The organism is Nocardia sp. NPDC049737, from assembly GCF_040674755.1.
In the GTDB taxonomy this organism is placed as follows: Bacteria; Actinomycetota; Actinomycetes; order Mycobacteriales; family Mycobacteriaceae; genus Nocardia.
In genome coordinates this window covers 506,848-521,817 of the sequence record NZ_JBFANH010000001.1, presented here as the reverse complement: position 1 = coordinate 521,817, position 14,970 = coordinate 506,848, and the positions used below count along the sequence as shown (strand labels likewise).

The window sequence follows — 14,970 nt, the reverse complement described above, 5'->3', positions numbered from 1 at the left end:
TTGCGTACCTTCCTTCATGGCTGTAGCAATCATCATACACATATATGAAACCCTCGGTTACACACATGGACGGCCAGCGCCCATTGCACCGGAAAGCCGGCTTGACGATAGATCGCTCCACTGTGACCGAGATCCCCGCGATCAGGCAGTAAACTAGAACACGTTCTAGTAGGCTTTGGCTATGGAGCGACTAACCGGATTGGATGCCAGCTTCCTGTACCTCGAGACCGGGACCCAGCACCTGCATGTATGTGCACTGCTGATCCTGGATCCCACCGCAGGGGGCGCGCAGTACACCTTCGAAGAATTCAAAGCAGAACTCGGCCGCAGGCTGCCGCTGATCCCACAGATGCGACGGCGGATCCACGAGGTGCCGTTCAATCTCGACCATCCGGTCTGGGTGGAAGACCCGGATTTCGATCTGGACCATCACGTCCGACGCATCGAAACGCCGCGCCCATTGGAACGCCGGGAACTCGCGGACCTGGTCGGCGAGATCGCCAGTGTGCCGATGGATCGCAGCCGTCCGCTGTGGGAGATGAGCGTGGTGGAGAGTCTCACCGACGACAAAGTGGCGGTGATCTGCAAGTACCACCACGCCGTCGTGGACGGCATCACCGGCACCAACATGATGATGCATCTGTGCGATCTGGAACCCGGGATGAGCGAGCCCGAACCGGCCGAGGACTGGCACCCCGAACCCCAGCCCAGCGACGTGAGGCTGGCGGCGGAGGCGGTGCTCAACCTGCCGAACAAGCTCGGCCTGGTCGGCATGCTGCCGAAAACCCTTGGCATGCTCGCCGGTTTCGCGCAGCGACGCCGAAATAATCAGGCGGGCATGGCCTTACCGTTGACCGCACCACGCACCCCGTTCAACGGCGCGATCAGTCCGGATCGGGTGGTGGCCTGCGCCGAGACCGAGCTCGACGCGATCAAGGAGATCAAGACCGCCTTCGATGTGAAGGTCAACGATGTCGTCCTGACCATCGTGGCGGGCGTGCTGCGCACCTATCTCGATAAGCACGACGAACTGCCCGACAAATCCCTGATCGCCTCGGTGCCGGTGTCGGTGCACGACACCTCCCGCCACACCGCGGGCATCAATAAGGTCTCCTCGCTGTTCTCCCAGCTCGGCACCGACATCGCCGACCCCGTGGAACGCCTGCGGCAGGTGGCCGAGGCCAACCGCGACGCCAAACAAGAACACGAATTCGTCGGCGCGGATTTCCTGATGGACTGGTCGAAGTACGCTCCGCCGAATACCTTTCAGTTGGCCGCGCGCGTCTACTCGTCGCTGAAACTGGCCGAGCTTCATCCGGTAGTGCACAACCTGGTGGTGTCGAATGTGCCGGGCCCGCCGATGCCGTTGTATTTCCTCGGTCATCGGGTCGAGGGCATGTATCCGTTCGGACCGGTTTTCCACGGCGCGGGACTGACCGTCACCGCGCTGTCCAACAACGGTGATCTGGACTTCGGATTCATCGCCTGCCGGGAACTGGTGCCCGATCTGCAGGCGATCGCCGATGCGGTCCCCGGCGTTGTCGATGAATTGCTGACCGCGGCACGCGATCTGGGCTAATGTCCACCGCCGCCCTGTTCGCCATCGCCGCCGGACAGGGCCGCATTCGAAGTTTCTTGCTGCCTTGCGGCAACGGCGGCGCATGCCTCCAGCAGTACCGGCACGAAGCGGTCGGCCTCGAGCACGCAGGATGCGTGACCAGCCTTGACCAGATGAATGCTAGCACCGGGAATCATGGTCGCCATCTCCAATTGCCGATAGACCGGAATCGCACGATCCCGCGTCGTGATCACGACGGCGGTCGGCATCCGCAGCGTGGAAAGCCAACCGGTCGCATCGAATCGGCCGACCTCCGCGATGACTTGCGCCATGACCCAGCCACTGCTACTGCGAAATTCGGTGAGCGCCCAGCGATTCAGCTTTCCCGGAGCCCAGGTGTACTCCGGCAATTCGGGTAACCGACCCACATACTCCGCGGCACGACGGTACGAATAGGGGCCGATGGCTCCGGCCAACGCACCGAAGGTCAGGTGAAAAGCGCGCTCGCGCAACTTCTCCTGGAACCGATACGGCGTCGCGCACAGCACCAGGCCGCTCACACGATCCGAATGCCGGTGTGCAGCAAGCAATGCCACGACACCGCCGAGGGAGTATCCGGCCAGGATCGCCCGCTCGATGCCGAGCGCGTCCGCCACCGCGACGACATCGTCGGCACAGTCGCGCACCGAGAACCGCTCCGATCGGATGCCGCGGCCGTGCCAGCGCTGATCGAACACGATCACCCGGTAACGCTCGGCCAGCGCAGCGAGGGCGGGGAACCAGGTCAGGTAGCCCGTGCAGGCGGTGGCATGCAGCAGGATCAGGGTCGGTGCGCCCTCAGGGCCCGCAATATCGACAACGTAGGTGCGCCCACGCCCCGGCAGCTCGACGAGCCGCCCGCCGGGCACCTCTGCGATATCGGGCACCCCGGCACGCCGGGAGAATCGCCGCATGGCGACCACCGCGGGATTCGGATTCGTCATCGTCGACCTCCTCGCGGTCTTACTAGAACACGTTCTACATCGATGATGCCATAGGGGACCGTTCAGGCGCGGGCGCGGACGATGTATTCGGCGATGCAGGCGGACTTAGCGCCACCCTCGCCTTCGATGGTCGCCTGGTCGACGATCTACCGGCCGCCGGGAACCTCGTCGACGTTCACGATCCGGGCGGCGGCCACAGACGCGGGAACCGCCGGGCACGGGCGCGGGGAAGCACACCTTGTTCAGGCCGTAGTTGATGCGTACCGAGGCGTCCTCGAGGGTGATCAGCTCGGCCATCAGCGACGGAAGCAGCGAGTGGGGTAGCCATGCAGGATCGTGGTGCCATACAGGCCGGTGGCGGCACGCTCGGTATCGATGTGGATCCACTGCCGACCCTCGGTTGGCTCAGCGAAGGCGTCGATGCGGGCCTGGGGGCCTCGATCCAGCGGCTCACGCCGAGAGCTGTGCCCGCTACGGTGCGCAGCGATCCCATGCCGAAGACGGCGGTTCACTCATAGACCGAACAGTAGTGCCGAGTTCCACTGGCCGATACCGAGGCGAGATTCGATCGAGAATTATCTGTAACGTGTTTCACTAGTCGACGGGATCGAGAGGAGGCCGCGATGGGGCGGTTGACCGGCAAGGTGGCACTGATCAGTGGCGGGGCGCGGGGCATGGGCGCCGCGCACGGGCGGGCACTGGCGGCCGAGGACGCGCGGGTGGTGCTCGGCGACATCCTCGACGAGGAGGGCGCGGCACTGGCCGAGGAAATCGGCGACAATGCCGCGTATGTCCACCTCGACGTGCGCGAAAAGCAGCAGTGGCAGGATGCGGTCGCCGAGGCCGTGCAGCGCTTCGGTTCGCTGAATGTCCTGGTGAACAATGCCGGGATCGTCAATGGCAATCTGCTCGTCGACTTCGAATTGTCCGAGTGGCAAAGGATCATCGATATCAATCTGACCGGCACCTTCCTCGGCATGCAGGCCGCCACACCCGCGATGATCGAGGCGGGCGGCGGTTCGGTCATCAATATTTCCTCGGTCGAGGGGATGCGCGGCAGCCCCGGCCTGCACGGGTACACCGCCACCAAATTCGCGGTCCGCGGACTCACCAAATCGACCGCACTCGAGTTGGCGCAGTACGGAATTCGGGTGAATTCGATTCATCCCGGGCTGATCCGGACCCCGATGACCGACGGTATTCCGGAGGATTTCCTGCAGATCCCGCTGGGGCGCGCCGCCGATCCGTCCGAGGTGTCGGCATTGGTGACCTATCTGGCCAGCGATGAATCGTCCTATTCGACAGGCGCTGAATTCGTCATCGACGGTGGCCTGACCGTGGGAGTTCCGCACAAGACGTTCTCCTGATCGATACTGCGTGCCGGGCAGGGCGCATGAGCCCGCGGCCGACCGTCGTCGAAGGCCAATAGTCGCCACCCGTACGGCGGCTGCTCGGCACGGATCAGTCGATATCCGGCACGGGCGGCCCGAGGAAACGCACTGCGTAGCAATCGCATCCGGATGCGGTGTTCACCATGGTCTCCCCCACAGTCTGTGGCGGCGTGCGGAATCGGGATGGATACGTCCGGCCGCCACCAGCGCGTCGAACGCGGCGTGCTTGCGGGCGCAGTCGTGGTCGCGGTGCAGTTGCATCGCGAGATGGGCGTCGGCCAGGGTGAACGGTTGGTCGGGCGGGCCGCATGTCCATGCCTTCGGCCATTCGATCGGACGTAGGCGGCAGCGCCCCGCGGCGGGCCGGTGGCGGCGCGGCCGGTCGACCGGCCACACGCAGGCCACCCCGACCATCGCGAACGCGCCGCCCCCGATGACCGCGAGCACGCTATGCACCACTTGCCACGCGCCCATGGTTGTTCACCGCCCACGATCCTCGCGCGGATGAGTCGGCGGTAGCGCTAGCTGTGTGAGCCCGTCGAGGACCTGCTGGAACATCTGGAGTCCGGGCGTACCGATGGGCAGGCAGCGCTCGATGGTCTCGGCCGGGAAATCGATGCCGCGCCGGTGGGCGCGCTCGCGCGGGCTCAACGCCTGCGGCGCGATCCGGCCATGCCGCACGAGTGTGTAGTAGGCCGCCCACTTCCACGCGCAACGCTCGATCCGGCACGCGCGGTGTCGCCGCATCTGCTGGTGCGCCAACTGCACCTCAGCGCGGCCACAGATGGTGGGCGGGGTGAGGATCGTGTCGTCGGTCATCACGCCGCACCCGGTTCGACGCCGGGCCTGGAGCGCATCCAGATACCTTGCGGGCATACGGTTTCCAGATCGAAACCCGCGTCACAGACCGATGCGGGCCGACAGCCGACATGCTCGAGGTCGAAGACAACGATCACCTCGACCTCGAGACCGGCCGCCATCGCGAGTGCATATCCGATCGGATCGTCGATATCGTCCGGTGGTCTAACGGTGTAGACGTACTGATAGCCGCGCGTGTTCGCATGCCGCTGTATATCGATGGCGTGGCGTGGCGCATCCGGACCGGACACGTCATCGCGGACGAACCCGATGGCCTTCGGCTTGGCGCTGCTGGCGGTTTGCGTATGTGTCATGGCTCCCCCGGAACCTGGTCGGTGGGCTGGGTGTCGGGCGTCCGGCGACAACGATCGCGGTATTCGCTCGCGGGAACTTCGAGCCGCGAGGCGGACAGCTGAAGTTGTTGTGGTTGCGGCGGATTGGCGCTGTTCTCGGGGCGCCAACCTGCGGTGTCATCCGAACGTCGGGGCCAAGCACACCACGAACGCTATGCTCAGAGGAGCTATCTGGGACTCCCAAACATAGTCGTCCCAAATCCCCAGGACGTATCCCGAATCAGACCGACAATGCGTGCCACATTCGAGTCACGAACGTCCCAGATCTGCAGGAGGTGCAAGAACTTTGACCAGCGAAGATAATCCTTCGACCCTGCCCCGGCGACAGCTTGGACGCTTCCTTCGCGAAACCCGCGAGGGGCAAGGGCTATCCATCGACAAGGCCGCGAGGCTGGCCGAGCTGAGCAAGAGCGGGCTACACCGCATCGAAACCGCGCAAGTGGCGAAGGTCAAGGTTCGCGAGATCCGAGCTCTGTGCGAAACGTACGGGGTCCCACAGGGCGAAACCAGCCGCGTGCTCAAACTCGCTGAGCAGGCGCAGGTAAAGAGTTGGCACACGGCGTTCGACGGCCTCTACACCGATTCCACATTCAACATGTACCTCGGGCTCGAAGCCGCTGCGCGCCAGCTGATTGCCTACCATGAGATCGTCCCGGGGCTGTTACAGACAGCCGACTACGCGCGTGCGCTGATCAGCTCTTTCTACCGCGACAGCAGCCCGGAAGATATCGACCGCCGCGTAGAGCTGCGACTGAAACGGCAGGCCATCCTCACCCGCAAGTCCGACCCAGTGAAACTCGAACTGTTACTTCACGAATCAGCTCTACACCGCGTCGTCGGCAACCCTCGCATCATGGCCGCTCAGCTGCGACACCTAGCCGAAATCGGCAAACTGCCGAACGTCTCAATTCGGATCCACCCGTTCACGAGCGGGTGCATGCAGGGACTGTTGCACGGCCCGTTCATGATCCTCGACTTCGGCACCGATACCAAAGGCCAGACCGTGGAGCCACCGCTGGTCTATTTCGAAGGTGCCGGTAAGGCTGACCTTTACCTCGAGAATGTCGACGATGTACAGCGTTATGCTGAGCTCGCTACAGCCATCCGGAGTGCATGCCTGGATGAAACGAGATCGCGTGACCTGCTCAGGCGGGCAGCAAGGAGTTATGCAGCGTGAATACCGACCTGTCCAGGGCGAACTGGTTCAAGAGCAGCCACAGCAGCGGTCAAACCGAATGCGTCGAGGTCGCGTGGCTCGACGAGGGCAGCGTCGGCGTTCGCGACTCGAAGAACCCGACCGGCCCGGCGCTGATCTTCACGCCCGGCGAATGGGATGCCTTCACAGCTGGCGTCACCGACGGTGAGTTCAACCTCCCTGCCTGAGCCGGGCAAAACCGAACACCACAAAGCGGCCCCGCACGACGAAACCATGACATCGACGCGGGGCCGTGTTGTTGGCGGAAGACCCTCCCGCACAACAGATTCAGTGGCATGCGAGTAGCGAACACCGCGTAGCCGAAGTCACGCTTCAGCGCGGATCGGCCGCGCTCCTTACCCCTAGACCCTCCCCCATCTCCTGCTTGCGATGGTTCAGCCAGCGTCTACCGATCATCGGTAGACACCGTGACCCCGAACGTTTTGGCGCCGCACTCTTCGGAATCGGCCCAGCCGCACGCGGCAGGCCAGACTACTCCTGCGCAACTCCCACAGCGCCGCCACCAATAGTGCAGGCACACAACGCCATACGAACCCCATAACCCTTCCCGCAGGTCCCGGGGCAACTAAACGGCACACGAACAAGCGGTAGGACCCGGCGAGCACGCCTCTGCCGCCGACCGCAGCGGCGATGCTCTTGCGTGTGGCGGTGTCCGCTGCCGCGTTGAACGGCTTGTTGCCAACATTTCGATGTTACGGAAGTCATATCTCAGGACTCGCGCGATAATCTAATATGAGATTCGTATGATACGATTCTCAAAGAGATGGGAATGTCATGATCGTTGTCACCGGGGCCACCGGAGCAGTCGGCCGTCCGCTCGTCGAACTGATTGCCGCGCAGGGGGTTCGAGTACGAGCTATCACCCGGTCGCCCGAAAATGCCACGCTGCCCGCGGGTGTCGAGGTGGTGGCCGGGGATCCCGCCTGGCCGGACACGCTTGCCGATGCTCTCGGCGGTGCGTCCGCGGCATTCCTGCATCCACGCGCCGTCGGCGACGCGGCCTTCGAGTTCGCGGAACTGGCTGCTAAGTGTGGCGTGCGCCGGCTTGTCGCCCTCTCGGCCATCAATATCGACGACCCGCTCGACGCACAGCCGTCCCGCTTCCGCGGCGATCGGAACAGGGAGGCCGAGCAGGCGGTGGTCGACAGCGGTATGGAGTGGGTGAGTCTGCGCGCCAGCAGCTTTGCGAACAATGTCGTGCAGAGCGGCTGGAATGCTCAGATTCGCGCGGGTGATGTGGTGCGCGGACCCTACGCCGGATTCGCCGAGAGTCCGCTACACGAAGGCGATATCGCGGCGGTCGCGGCGCATGCCTTCCTGACCGACGATCTGCTGGGGCAACGAGTGGAATTGACCGGACCCCAATCACTTACCCATGCGGATATGGTTCGGATCATCGGAGAGGTCATCGGCAGGCCGTTGCGCTACGAAGAAGTCCCCGCCTCCGTGGTGCGGCAGGGCATGGTGGCGCGCGGCTTTCCGGAGGATTTCGTCGACTCCTTGCTGGCCCGCTACGCCGACGGCGTCGGCCAGCCCGCACCCGTCACCAACGATGTCGAGAAAATCCTCGGCCGCACAAGAACTTTCGCCGACTGGGCCGCCGATAACGCTGCCGCCTTCCAGAATTGAGTGCCAGCCATGCGCACAATCGCCCATTTTGCGGCCCAGATATTCAGCGGTATCTTCGCCGGATTCCTGATCGCCGTCCTCGTCCTCGAACTATCTATGCGTGATGCCAGCGCCGCCGTCTATACCCAGGTCCGGCAGATCGAACTGGAATGGCTCGACGTCCTCGCCACCGTCACCCTGCTACCCGCTCTGATCGCCACGGCCCTCATCATCGCGATTCGTCTCCGCGACCGAGGCTCGACCCGTTGGCTCCCGATCACCGCGTTCGCCCTGCTCGCGGGCGTGTTGATCCTGACGATTATCGTCAACCTGCCGATCAATGCCGACCAACGCGACTGGATCGTCACCACACCACCCGACGACTGGGCGAACATCCGTGACCATTGGCAGCTCTCGCATGCGGTGCGCACAGTAGCCGCCACTCTCGCCTTCGCAGCCTTGAGCGCAGCGGCACCGTCAGCTCGGAAACTCCCAGCACCGATAACATCAGAATCGGAGACCGCGATCCGGCTCCAGCGCCGGGCAGCAGGTGATCGCCGAGGTCGCTCGATTGCACAGCTGCACTCGGATCAGCGGATCACGCAACCTTAGCCGCGTTGGTTCATCAATGTACTCTCCAGAGTTGTTGTCGCCGTGTGGAATCGGCGCCGATTCCACACGGCGGCCGCCAGCGCATCGAAAGCCGGATGCTTGCGCTCACAGTCGTGATCGCGGTGCAGTTGCATCGTGAGATGGGCATCGGCGGGGGTGAATGGTTCGGCGGGACCGGCGCGCCGTGCACCATTTGCCATGCGCCCATTGGTGTCTCACCGCCGATTATCATTGCCCGGGGACGTCGGCAGCGGTGCTAGCGGTGACCTGCACGCGAGGTGAATGGGATGCCTTACGGATGGCACCACGGATGGACAGTTCAGCCTCACTGCAGTTCAGCCTCACTGCTTGAGCCCTGGCAAGAACACATCAAGACGGCCCCGACGAACCTAGGAAGTCGTGACGTGGCCGTCTGCCATCAGAGTGAGCATGAGTCCAACGAGTAACCCCCATGGCGAATTTGGATGGCTACGCAGAAGAGTTCGGCTGGTAGAGTTCGGTGCTATGAGTACACCAGGGGGGACGCCTGGTTCTAGCCAGGCGTTGTCGGTCGTTCCTGATCAAGTCCGTGACATCGGTGCCTATGTGTTCGGTATCGCCGACACTCTCGGGTCGGCGCTCGACTCGGCTGCCCGCGAGGTCGAATCTCTCACGACGAGCAGTTGGACCGGCGACGCGGCCACCGGCTTCAATACGGGGTGGAACGAAGTCAGCGACGGCGGCAGACAGATAATCTCCGCTCTTACCGGGCTGGCAGAGAAGCTCGGTGTCACAGCCGAAACCTACCAGCATCGTGACGAATCGAACGCAGGGGCCTTATCCACGTCCAGCCTCGATCTGCCATCCCAATCATGACCAATCCTTTCGCCGTAGAGCTCGACGAACTCGAGCAGATCATTGCTCGACTGTCCGGTTTGGCCGCATTTATCGTCGACCACCTCGATGAAATCGACCAACGGATCGCGACCCTGCGCGGCACCGGATGGGAAGGTATCGCCGCGCAAGCGTATTCGGAAGCTCATCAGCAGTGGATCACGGGTGCGCGGGAGTTCGCGGAAGGAATCCGCGACATGACTGATGCAGCAAAGGCGGCACACGAAGCGTATTCCGAAGCGGCGGAAGTAAATTCCAAGATGATGCGGAGCGGAGCGTAGGTGGCTATCAATGTCGATCCGCAGACATATTACGACGCCGCCGCCAAGTGCGGGACAATAAACAGCGAGATCCTGACCGCGCTGTCGACGCTGTGGAACTCGCTGCAGGATTCCGGCCAGATGGCGGGTAGCTACGACAAGGCGGCCAAGTGGGCCGCCGAATACGACGACAACGCAACAGATCTCCTAAGTACCTGCGCCTCGATGTCGAACGCTCTCGCGAATTTCTCCAATATTCTGAATACCGCTGGCAACAATTGGGTGTATTCGAATTGGAAGGCGAATCCGGATCCATCGAAGGGCGCCGCACCGACTCCACCGTTTCACGTTCCGCAAGGTGTGGTGTTCCAGAACGACATCACCCCAGCACCGTCAGCTTTTGGCGGTACAGCCAAAGGGCTTGACACAAGTGTGCCCGGCCTGTTGGACCAGATCGGATACACGGTCCCGAACGGCGACACAGATCGTGTGAAGTCCGCTGGGGAAGCCTGGAAGAAGTTCGCTGAATCATCGGCCATCAAGAACGCACAGGCAGATATCAAGGCGATCATCGCCGCTATCCACTCAGCCAAAACCGAGGCGCCGGATATTGCCGACGTCGAGGCACACCTCACCACCTTGGCCAACGGCGCAGCCGCTATCGCGTCGGTATCGATGTCCCTGTCCGGAGCAGTCGGAGATCATCATACGAATCTGGTGGCATTCAGGTCGGATCTGGACAGTCACGTCAACAGTTTGATGAAGGAGTTGTTCTGGATTGCGGTCGGCACTGTGGCAGCAGTTGCCTTGACCGAGATTCTGACAGCTGGTCTGGCAACCCTGGGCCCCGCCGAAGCCGAGGCCGCCGCCGGAACAGCCGCCGGAACAGCCGCGGTTGCCACCGCTGCGACACGGATTCGCAACCTGTGGAACATATGTAGATTGTTCCAGACCCTCGAGGTCGGCGTGGGAATCGCCGCAGCCGTGAACTCTGTTCATCCTCTCAATATTCAAACATCGTTGGACGAGATAGCCTCGCTTACTGCGGTGAGCGTTGCGGGAGTCTTCGTCGCCGAAATGGCGAAGGGCGGAAAACAGAGGGTGGCCGACACAGGCATCGAAAACGAAATGCGGGCGCTAATAGAATCCGGCGCGGCCAGCGGAGCGTGCGAGGCCCTGGCGAAGCTGTGGGACGAGGCAGAAAACGATGCCAAGAGGCGACAGAGAATCAAGAAAACGCAGAAGCAACACGAGTGCCGACAGTCTAGTGGCGGCGGTGGGCGATAGTGGATCGCAGTGGCCTGGGTCAAGTTGTACATGTCGATGGCGATCGAAGGATGTGAGGACAAAATGGACGGAGCTTCCCAGCTCAATTCAGCGCTGACATCGGGCGATCCTGGTCAGCAGGTCCGTGCGATGATCGAATTGATCAAGCTCGGCGACGATCGGGCCGTCGCAGACATCCTGCCGCTCGTCGAATCGGGTGATGTCGCCGTTCGAAGTGAAGCGGCGCGCGCGATCGGATTTCTGGGGGTGGCGCAGGTTTCAGTTGTCGGGCCAGTGTTGTTGCGGATGCTGTCGGACTCAGACGAGATGGTTCGCAACGAAGCGGCAGAGTCGCTCGGCCTCGTTCGGTTCAGTCCCGCAGTCGACGTCCTCGTGGATCTGCTGCGCGCGGACCCGTCGTGGCTGGTGCGCGCTTCCCTGGCCGAAGCGTTGGGCAGCTATCCAGGGCACGGAACCGCTGCTCTGGTCAAGTGCGTGCGCGATATTGACGAGTATGGGGCGGTGCGGCGGTATGCAATCGACTCTCTGGGCCGGACGGGTGACCTATCGCGTGCCGAAATGTCCGCTCTGGCAGAGGAATTCGGCCGGGATGAGGAGATCGGACCGCAGGTTCGAATCGCCGCCTATCGGATGGGCGATCAATCACAGCTAGCGGAGATCACCCGCGAGGCAGCTCATATGGATGAAGAGGACTCGTCCCGCTTACTCACCGACATCGAATATCTGTTGCGCCCGCCTGTACCACCGACGTTGTTGGAGGACGCGGCGCGCATCGGGACAATCCTCGATGTGGTCGCGATGCGCTGGCCGCTATACTCGCGGCACGTCCAGAACATCCGCGACAAGCTACCGACATGATGGGCGGTACCGCGGGCGACTCCTTCTGCTTCGCGGCAGTTCGCTCGGATGGTTGCCTTATCCCCCGAATCGACAAGATGAAGCATATTCGCCGCGCGGTGCTGATCAGAGCCGGACGTCAGCTCTGACGCCGGTTCGCCACCGCCCACTGGGCGACGGCGTCGGGGGACACATCTTCGCCGAGCACGTTATCGATGACAACGCGTCCGACGCAGATCGCGCGCAGTACGCGATCGGTGAACGCCTCCACATCTCCCCACGGCAGATAGGGTTTCGCGATCAGCAGGGAGGCGATGCCGTGCGCGCTCGACCACAGCTCCAAGACGACCGGCACCGGGTCACCCGGCGTGACCACGCCGAGGTTCATGCACTCGGTGACGGTCGCCGCGAGATGGGCAAAGGCACTGCTGGTCAGCACCTGGTCGACCGCGCCCGCCGTCTCACCAGGCGTCATGGCCAGGCGGTACTGCTCCGGATGCTCCCTGGCGAACCGGACATACGCCTGGCCCTGCTGACGCAGACGCTCCATCGGCGACTCATTCGGATCGGATGCGGCCAGCATTACCGCGTCCAGATCTTCGAATACCTGGGCCACCACGGATTCGATCAGCTGATCCTTATCCGCGAAATGGCGGTAGATCGACGGCGCGGTGACGCCGACGATCTTGGCGATTTCCCGAATGGAAACCGCGTCGACGTGACCTGCGTCAGCCAGCAGTTTCTTTGTGGCATCGAGGATTTCGGCGCGTAGCTCCGCACCGGAGCCACGTGCCGAACGCTGCCTGCGGGTAAAATTCATGTACGTCCGGCTAGTAGATGATTATCTGATTCGGATGTACCCGTTGCGGTTTCGCCCTCGCTCAAGCCGATCTTGGCATGCAGCCGGGCGAGTGGCGCGGGCGCCCACCAGTTCGCGGTGCCGAGCAACCGCATGAGTGCGGGCGCGAGCAGGCCGCGGATCAGCGTGGCGTCCGCGAGCACCGTCAAAGTCAGCCCCAGGCCCGTCATCTGGATGAACGATACCTTCGAGGTGACCATGGCGGCCATCACGATGGCCATCAATAGCGCGGCCGCGGTGAAAATCCGGCCGGTGCGCGCGACACCCAGCGCGACCGCGCGAGTGTTGTCCGCGGCGGTGCGTCCCGAGGCCACCCACTCCTCGCGGATGCGCGAAAGCAGGAATACCTCGTAGTCCATGGACATTCCGAAGGCGAGACAGAACATCAGGATCGGCATGGTCGGGACCAGATAACCGGTCGCGTCATTGCCGAAAACGCTGGACAAGTGCCCATCCTGGAAGATCCAGACCATCGCACCGAACGCTGCGGTCAACGAAAGCGTATTGAGGGCAAGGGCTTTCAGCGGCAGCAACACACTTCCGGTGAACAGGAACAGCACCACGAAGGTGGCGAGCACGATCAGCGCGCCGGCCAGTGGCAGTCGCGCACCCAGTGCTTCGAGGGAGTCGCGGTTTATCGCCGCACTGCCCCCGAAGAGCGCCGGTCCCGGGCTCGGGACGTCACGAAGCCGCTCCAGTTGCGACTTGCCCGCGGCGGTGAAGGGATCGACCGTCGTTGCCACAGTGAGGAATGCGCCGGTGTCATTCGTCATCTGCGGCGATCCGGCCGCCACCTTCAGTCCGCCGGTGTACAGACCGACACCCGAGAGCACTCCGGACACGCCATCCGCCTTCGACAGTGTGGCGGCGTAATCGCCGATGGCGGACGGATTTCCGTGGTAGTCGTCGAGCACCACGGTGACATTGTTCGCGGCATTGGACTGGAAGTCCGAGCGCAGTGCGTCGCCGACCGTGCGGCTGGTGGCGGAGGTGCCCGCGTTGAGCACTCGATCGTCCGGATAGCCGAATTTCACGCCGAGGAACGGGGACCCGATCGCCAGCATCAGCACGACGATCGCGATGGCGACCGGTGCGGCATGGCGCATCACCCACTGCACCGTGCGATACCAGAAGGTCTGCTCGGGTGCGCGCGCAGCATGCAGGTCACGGCCGAGCAAGCGGCCCAACGGCTTTCGCAGATCCAATGCATTAACCCGATGTCCGAGCAACATCAGCACCGCGGGCAGGACCAGGATCGATGCGGCGGCGGCCGCGGCGACCACCGCAACGCCGGCGTAGGCAAAGGATTTCAGGAAGTACAGGTTGAAGACGCCCAGCGCGGCCACCGACAGCGCGACGGTCAGCGCCGAATACAGCACGGTGCGTCCCGCGGTCTGTACCGCCCGCACCACTGCCGCCTCGATATCGAGTCCATTGCCGAGTTCCTCGCGATAGCGGCTGACAATGAACAAGCTGTAGTCGATCGCGAGCGCAAGACCCAGTGCCGTGGTCAAATTCAGCGCGTAGATCGACACATCGGTGAAAACCGTGAGGGTGCGCAGGATGGCCAGGGTGGTCAAGATCGCGAAGATGCCGACGGCCAGCGGCAGGAAGGCCGCGACCAGGCTGCCGAACACCAGGATCAACACGATGAACGACAGCGGGATGGCCACACTCTCGGCGACCGCGAGATCGTGGGTGATCTGCTCGTTGGAGTCGTGGTAGATGGAGCTGAGGCCGCCCTGATAGATGCTGACGCCGTCATTGGTGCCGGTGACCTCTGCGGCGATCGCACCGGCGGCCTTCTGGGCCACGGACTCCTCGCCGGTGATGTAACCGAGCACCAGCGCGCTCTTACCGTCCTTGCTGCGCAATGCGGACGACAGGGACTGCGGAGCGTTCCAATAGGACTGGACGCCGATCACATCGCCGCGCGAACGCAAGGTGTCGATCAACTTCGCGCCCGCCGCCTTCGCGGCCGGACTGTCCGCACCGGCATCATCGCGAACCAGCAGGATGAGGTTGGGTTCCGCGCCGCCGAAGTTATCCGCGACCAGCTTGGCGACCCGCGACGACTCGGCGTCGCCCGGGGTGAAACCGGCGGTCTTCATATGCGAGGTCGCCGAGGCGCCGAATACGCCGCAAAGTATGGCCAATAGGGCGGCGGCGAGCAGGATTGTGCGCGGATGTCTGGTGGACAGATGTGCGATCCGTACGAGCATGAGCGGCTCCCCTGTTCGACTGCATCTCACGTAACAGCGTTAGCGTAACGTCG

The 14,970-nt window shown here is 63.2% G+C and carries 18 protein-coding genes; 11 read left to right on the top strand and 7 right to left on the bottom strand.

Going from position 1 to position 14,970, the window contains the following annotated elements:
- Positions 1–181: 181 nt before the first annotated feature.
- Positions 182–1,579, top strand: coding sequence for a wax ester/triacylglycerol synthase family O-acyltransferase (locus tag AB0J47_RS02490; RefSeq protein ID WP_364339601.1), 1,398 nt, complete (start codon positions 182–184; stop codon positions 1,577–1,579).
- On the opposite strand, the gene AB0J47_RS02485 is transcribed toward AB0J47_RS02490, so the two are convergent.
- Entirely contained in the window at positions 1,576–2,541 is a 966-nt protein-coding gene (locus AB0J47_RS02485) for an alpha/beta hydrolase (protein WP_364339599.1), read from the bottom strand. The genes AB0J47_RS02490 and AB0J47_RS02485 overlap by 4 nt on opposite strands.
- 326 nt (positions 2,542–2,867) lie before the next feature.
- Between AB0J47_RS02485 and AB0J47_RS02480 the strand changes: the two genes are divergently transcribed.
- Together AB0J47_RS02480 and AB0J47_RS02475 are read left to right on the top strand one after the other, a co-directional pair.
- Positions 2,868–3,059, top strand: a complete 192-nt coding sequence (locus AB0J47_RS02480) for a hypothetical protein (protein WP_364339597.1) — start codon at positions 2,868–2,870, stop codon at positions 3,057–3,059.
- 105 nt (positions 3,060–3,164) lie between these two features.
- The gene (locus tag AB0J47_RS02475) at positions 3,165–3,908 is read left to right on the top strand and encodes a glucose 1-dehydrogenase (RefSeq protein WP_364339595.1); all 744 of its coding nucleotides are present in this window, start codon (positions 3,165–3,167) and stop codon (positions 3,906–3,908) included.
- A 162-nt stretch (positions 3,909–4,070) separates the two neighbouring features.
- Here the strand turns inward: AB0J47_RS02475 and AB0J47_RS02470 are convergent, their stop codons facing one another.
- Genes AB0J47_RS02470 through AB0J47_RS02460 form a run of 3 tightly spaced genes read right to left on the bottom strand, consistent with a single transcriptional unit; the run spans position 4,071 to position 5,104 of the window.
- A complete protein-coding gene (locus tag AB0J47_RS02470; protein WP_364339593.1) occupies positions 4,071–4,406 on the bottom strand; it encodes a hypothetical protein in 336 nt (111 codons plus the stop codon).
- Between the two features lie 6 nt (positions 4,407–4,412).
- Positions 4,413–4,751, bottom strand: coding sequence for a hypothetical protein (locus AB0J47_RS02465; RefSeq protein ID WP_364339591.1), 339 nt, complete (start codon positions 4,749–4,751; stop codon positions 4,413–4,415).
- Positions 4,751–5,104 carry a hypothetical protein gene (locus tag AB0J47_RS02460; RefSeq protein ID WP_364339588.1) on the bottom strand — a complete coding sequence of 118 codons (354 nt, stop codon included), beginning with the start codon at positions 5,102–5,104 and terminating at the stop codon, positions 4,751–4,753. The genes AB0J47_RS02465 and AB0J47_RS02460 overlap by 1 nt, the downstream gene beginning before the upstream one ends.
- A gap of 325 nt (positions 5,105–5,429) precedes the next feature.
- Here AB0J47_RS02460 and AB0J47_RS02455 point away from each other — a divergent pair, with 325 nt between their 5' ends.
- From AB0J47_RS02455 to AB0J47_RS02440, 4 genes are all read left to right on the top strand, one after another.
- Complete coding sequence (locus AB0J47_RS02455) at positions 5,430–6,320, top strand: helix-turn-helix transcriptional regulator (RefSeq protein WP_364339586.1); 891 nt, start codon at positions 5,430–5,432, stop codon at positions 6,318–6,320.
- Entirely contained in the window at positions 6,317–6,526 is a 210-nt protein-coding gene (locus tag AB0J47_RS02450; RefSeq protein ID WP_364339584.1) for a DUF397 domain-containing protein, read from the top strand. Before AB0J47_RS02455 ends, AB0J47_RS02450 begins: the two co-directional genes overlap by 4 nt.
- Before the next feature lie 607 nt (positions 6,527–7,133).
- Positions 7,134–7,988, top strand: coding sequence for an NAD(P)H-binding protein (locus AB0J47_RS02445; protein ID WP_364339582.1), 855 nt, complete (start codon positions 7,134–7,136; stop codon positions 7,986–7,988).
- A 9-nt stretch (positions 7,989–7,997) separates the two neighbouring features.
- Positions 7,998–8,579, top strand: coding sequence for a DUF1772 domain-containing protein (locus AB0J47_RS02440; protein ID WP_364339580.1), 582 nt, complete (start codon positions 7,998–8,000; stop codon positions 8,577–8,579).
- On the opposite strand, the gene AB0J47_RS02435 is transcribed toward AB0J47_RS02440, so the two are convergent.
- A complete protein-coding gene (locus AB0J47_RS02435; RefSeq protein ID WP_364339578.1) occupies positions 8,576–8,779 on the bottom strand; it encodes a hypothetical protein in 204 nt (67 codons plus the stop codon). The two genes, AB0J47_RS02440 and AB0J47_RS02435, sit on opposite strands and share 4 nt — an antisense overlap.
- A 304-nt stretch (positions 8,780–9,083) precedes the next feature.
- Between AB0J47_RS02435 and AB0J47_RS02430 the strand changes: the two genes are divergently transcribed.
- The 4 genes from AB0J47_RS02430 to AB0J47_RS02415 are packed head-to-tail and all read left to right on the top strand — an operon-like array spanning position 9,084 to position 11,857.
- Positions 9,084–9,434, top strand: coding sequence for a WXG100 family type VII secretion target (locus AB0J47_RS02430; protein ID WP_364339576.1), 351 nt, complete (start codon positions 9,084–9,086; stop codon positions 9,432–9,434).
- A complete protein-coding gene (locus tag AB0J47_RS02425) occupies positions 9,431–9,733 on the top strand; it encodes a WXG100 family type VII secretion target (protein WP_364339574.1) in 303 nt (100 codons plus the stop codon). The genes AB0J47_RS02430 and AB0J47_RS02425 overlap by 4 nt, the downstream gene beginning before the upstream one ends.
- The gene (locus tag AB0J47_RS02420) at positions 9,734–10,999 is read left to right on the top strand and encodes a polymorphic toxin type 34 domain-containing protein (protein WP_364339572.1); all 1,266 of its coding nucleotides are present in this window, start codon (positions 9,734–9,736) and stop codon (positions 10,997–10,999) included.
- A gap of 30 nt (positions 11,000–11,029) precedes the next feature.
- Entirely contained in the window at positions 11,030–11,857 is an 828-nt protein-coding gene (locus AB0J47_RS02415) for a HEAT repeat domain-containing protein (RefSeq protein WP_364339570.1), read from the top strand.
- 118 nt (positions 11,858–11,975) lie between these two features.
- On the opposite strand, the gene AB0J47_RS02410 is transcribed toward AB0J47_RS02415, so the two are convergent.
- A complete protein-coding gene (locus tag AB0J47_RS02410; RefSeq protein WP_364339568.1) occupies positions 11,976–12,656 on the bottom strand; it encodes a TetR/AcrR family transcriptional regulator in 681 nt (226 codons plus the stop codon).
- Entirely contained in the window at positions 12,653–14,917 is a 2,265-nt protein-coding gene (locus AB0J47_RS02405) for an MMPL family transporter (protein WP_364339566.1), read from the bottom strand. Before AB0J47_RS02405 ends, AB0J47_RS02410 begins: the two co-directional genes overlap by 4 nt.
- Positions 14,918–14,970: the final 53 nt, after the last annotated feature.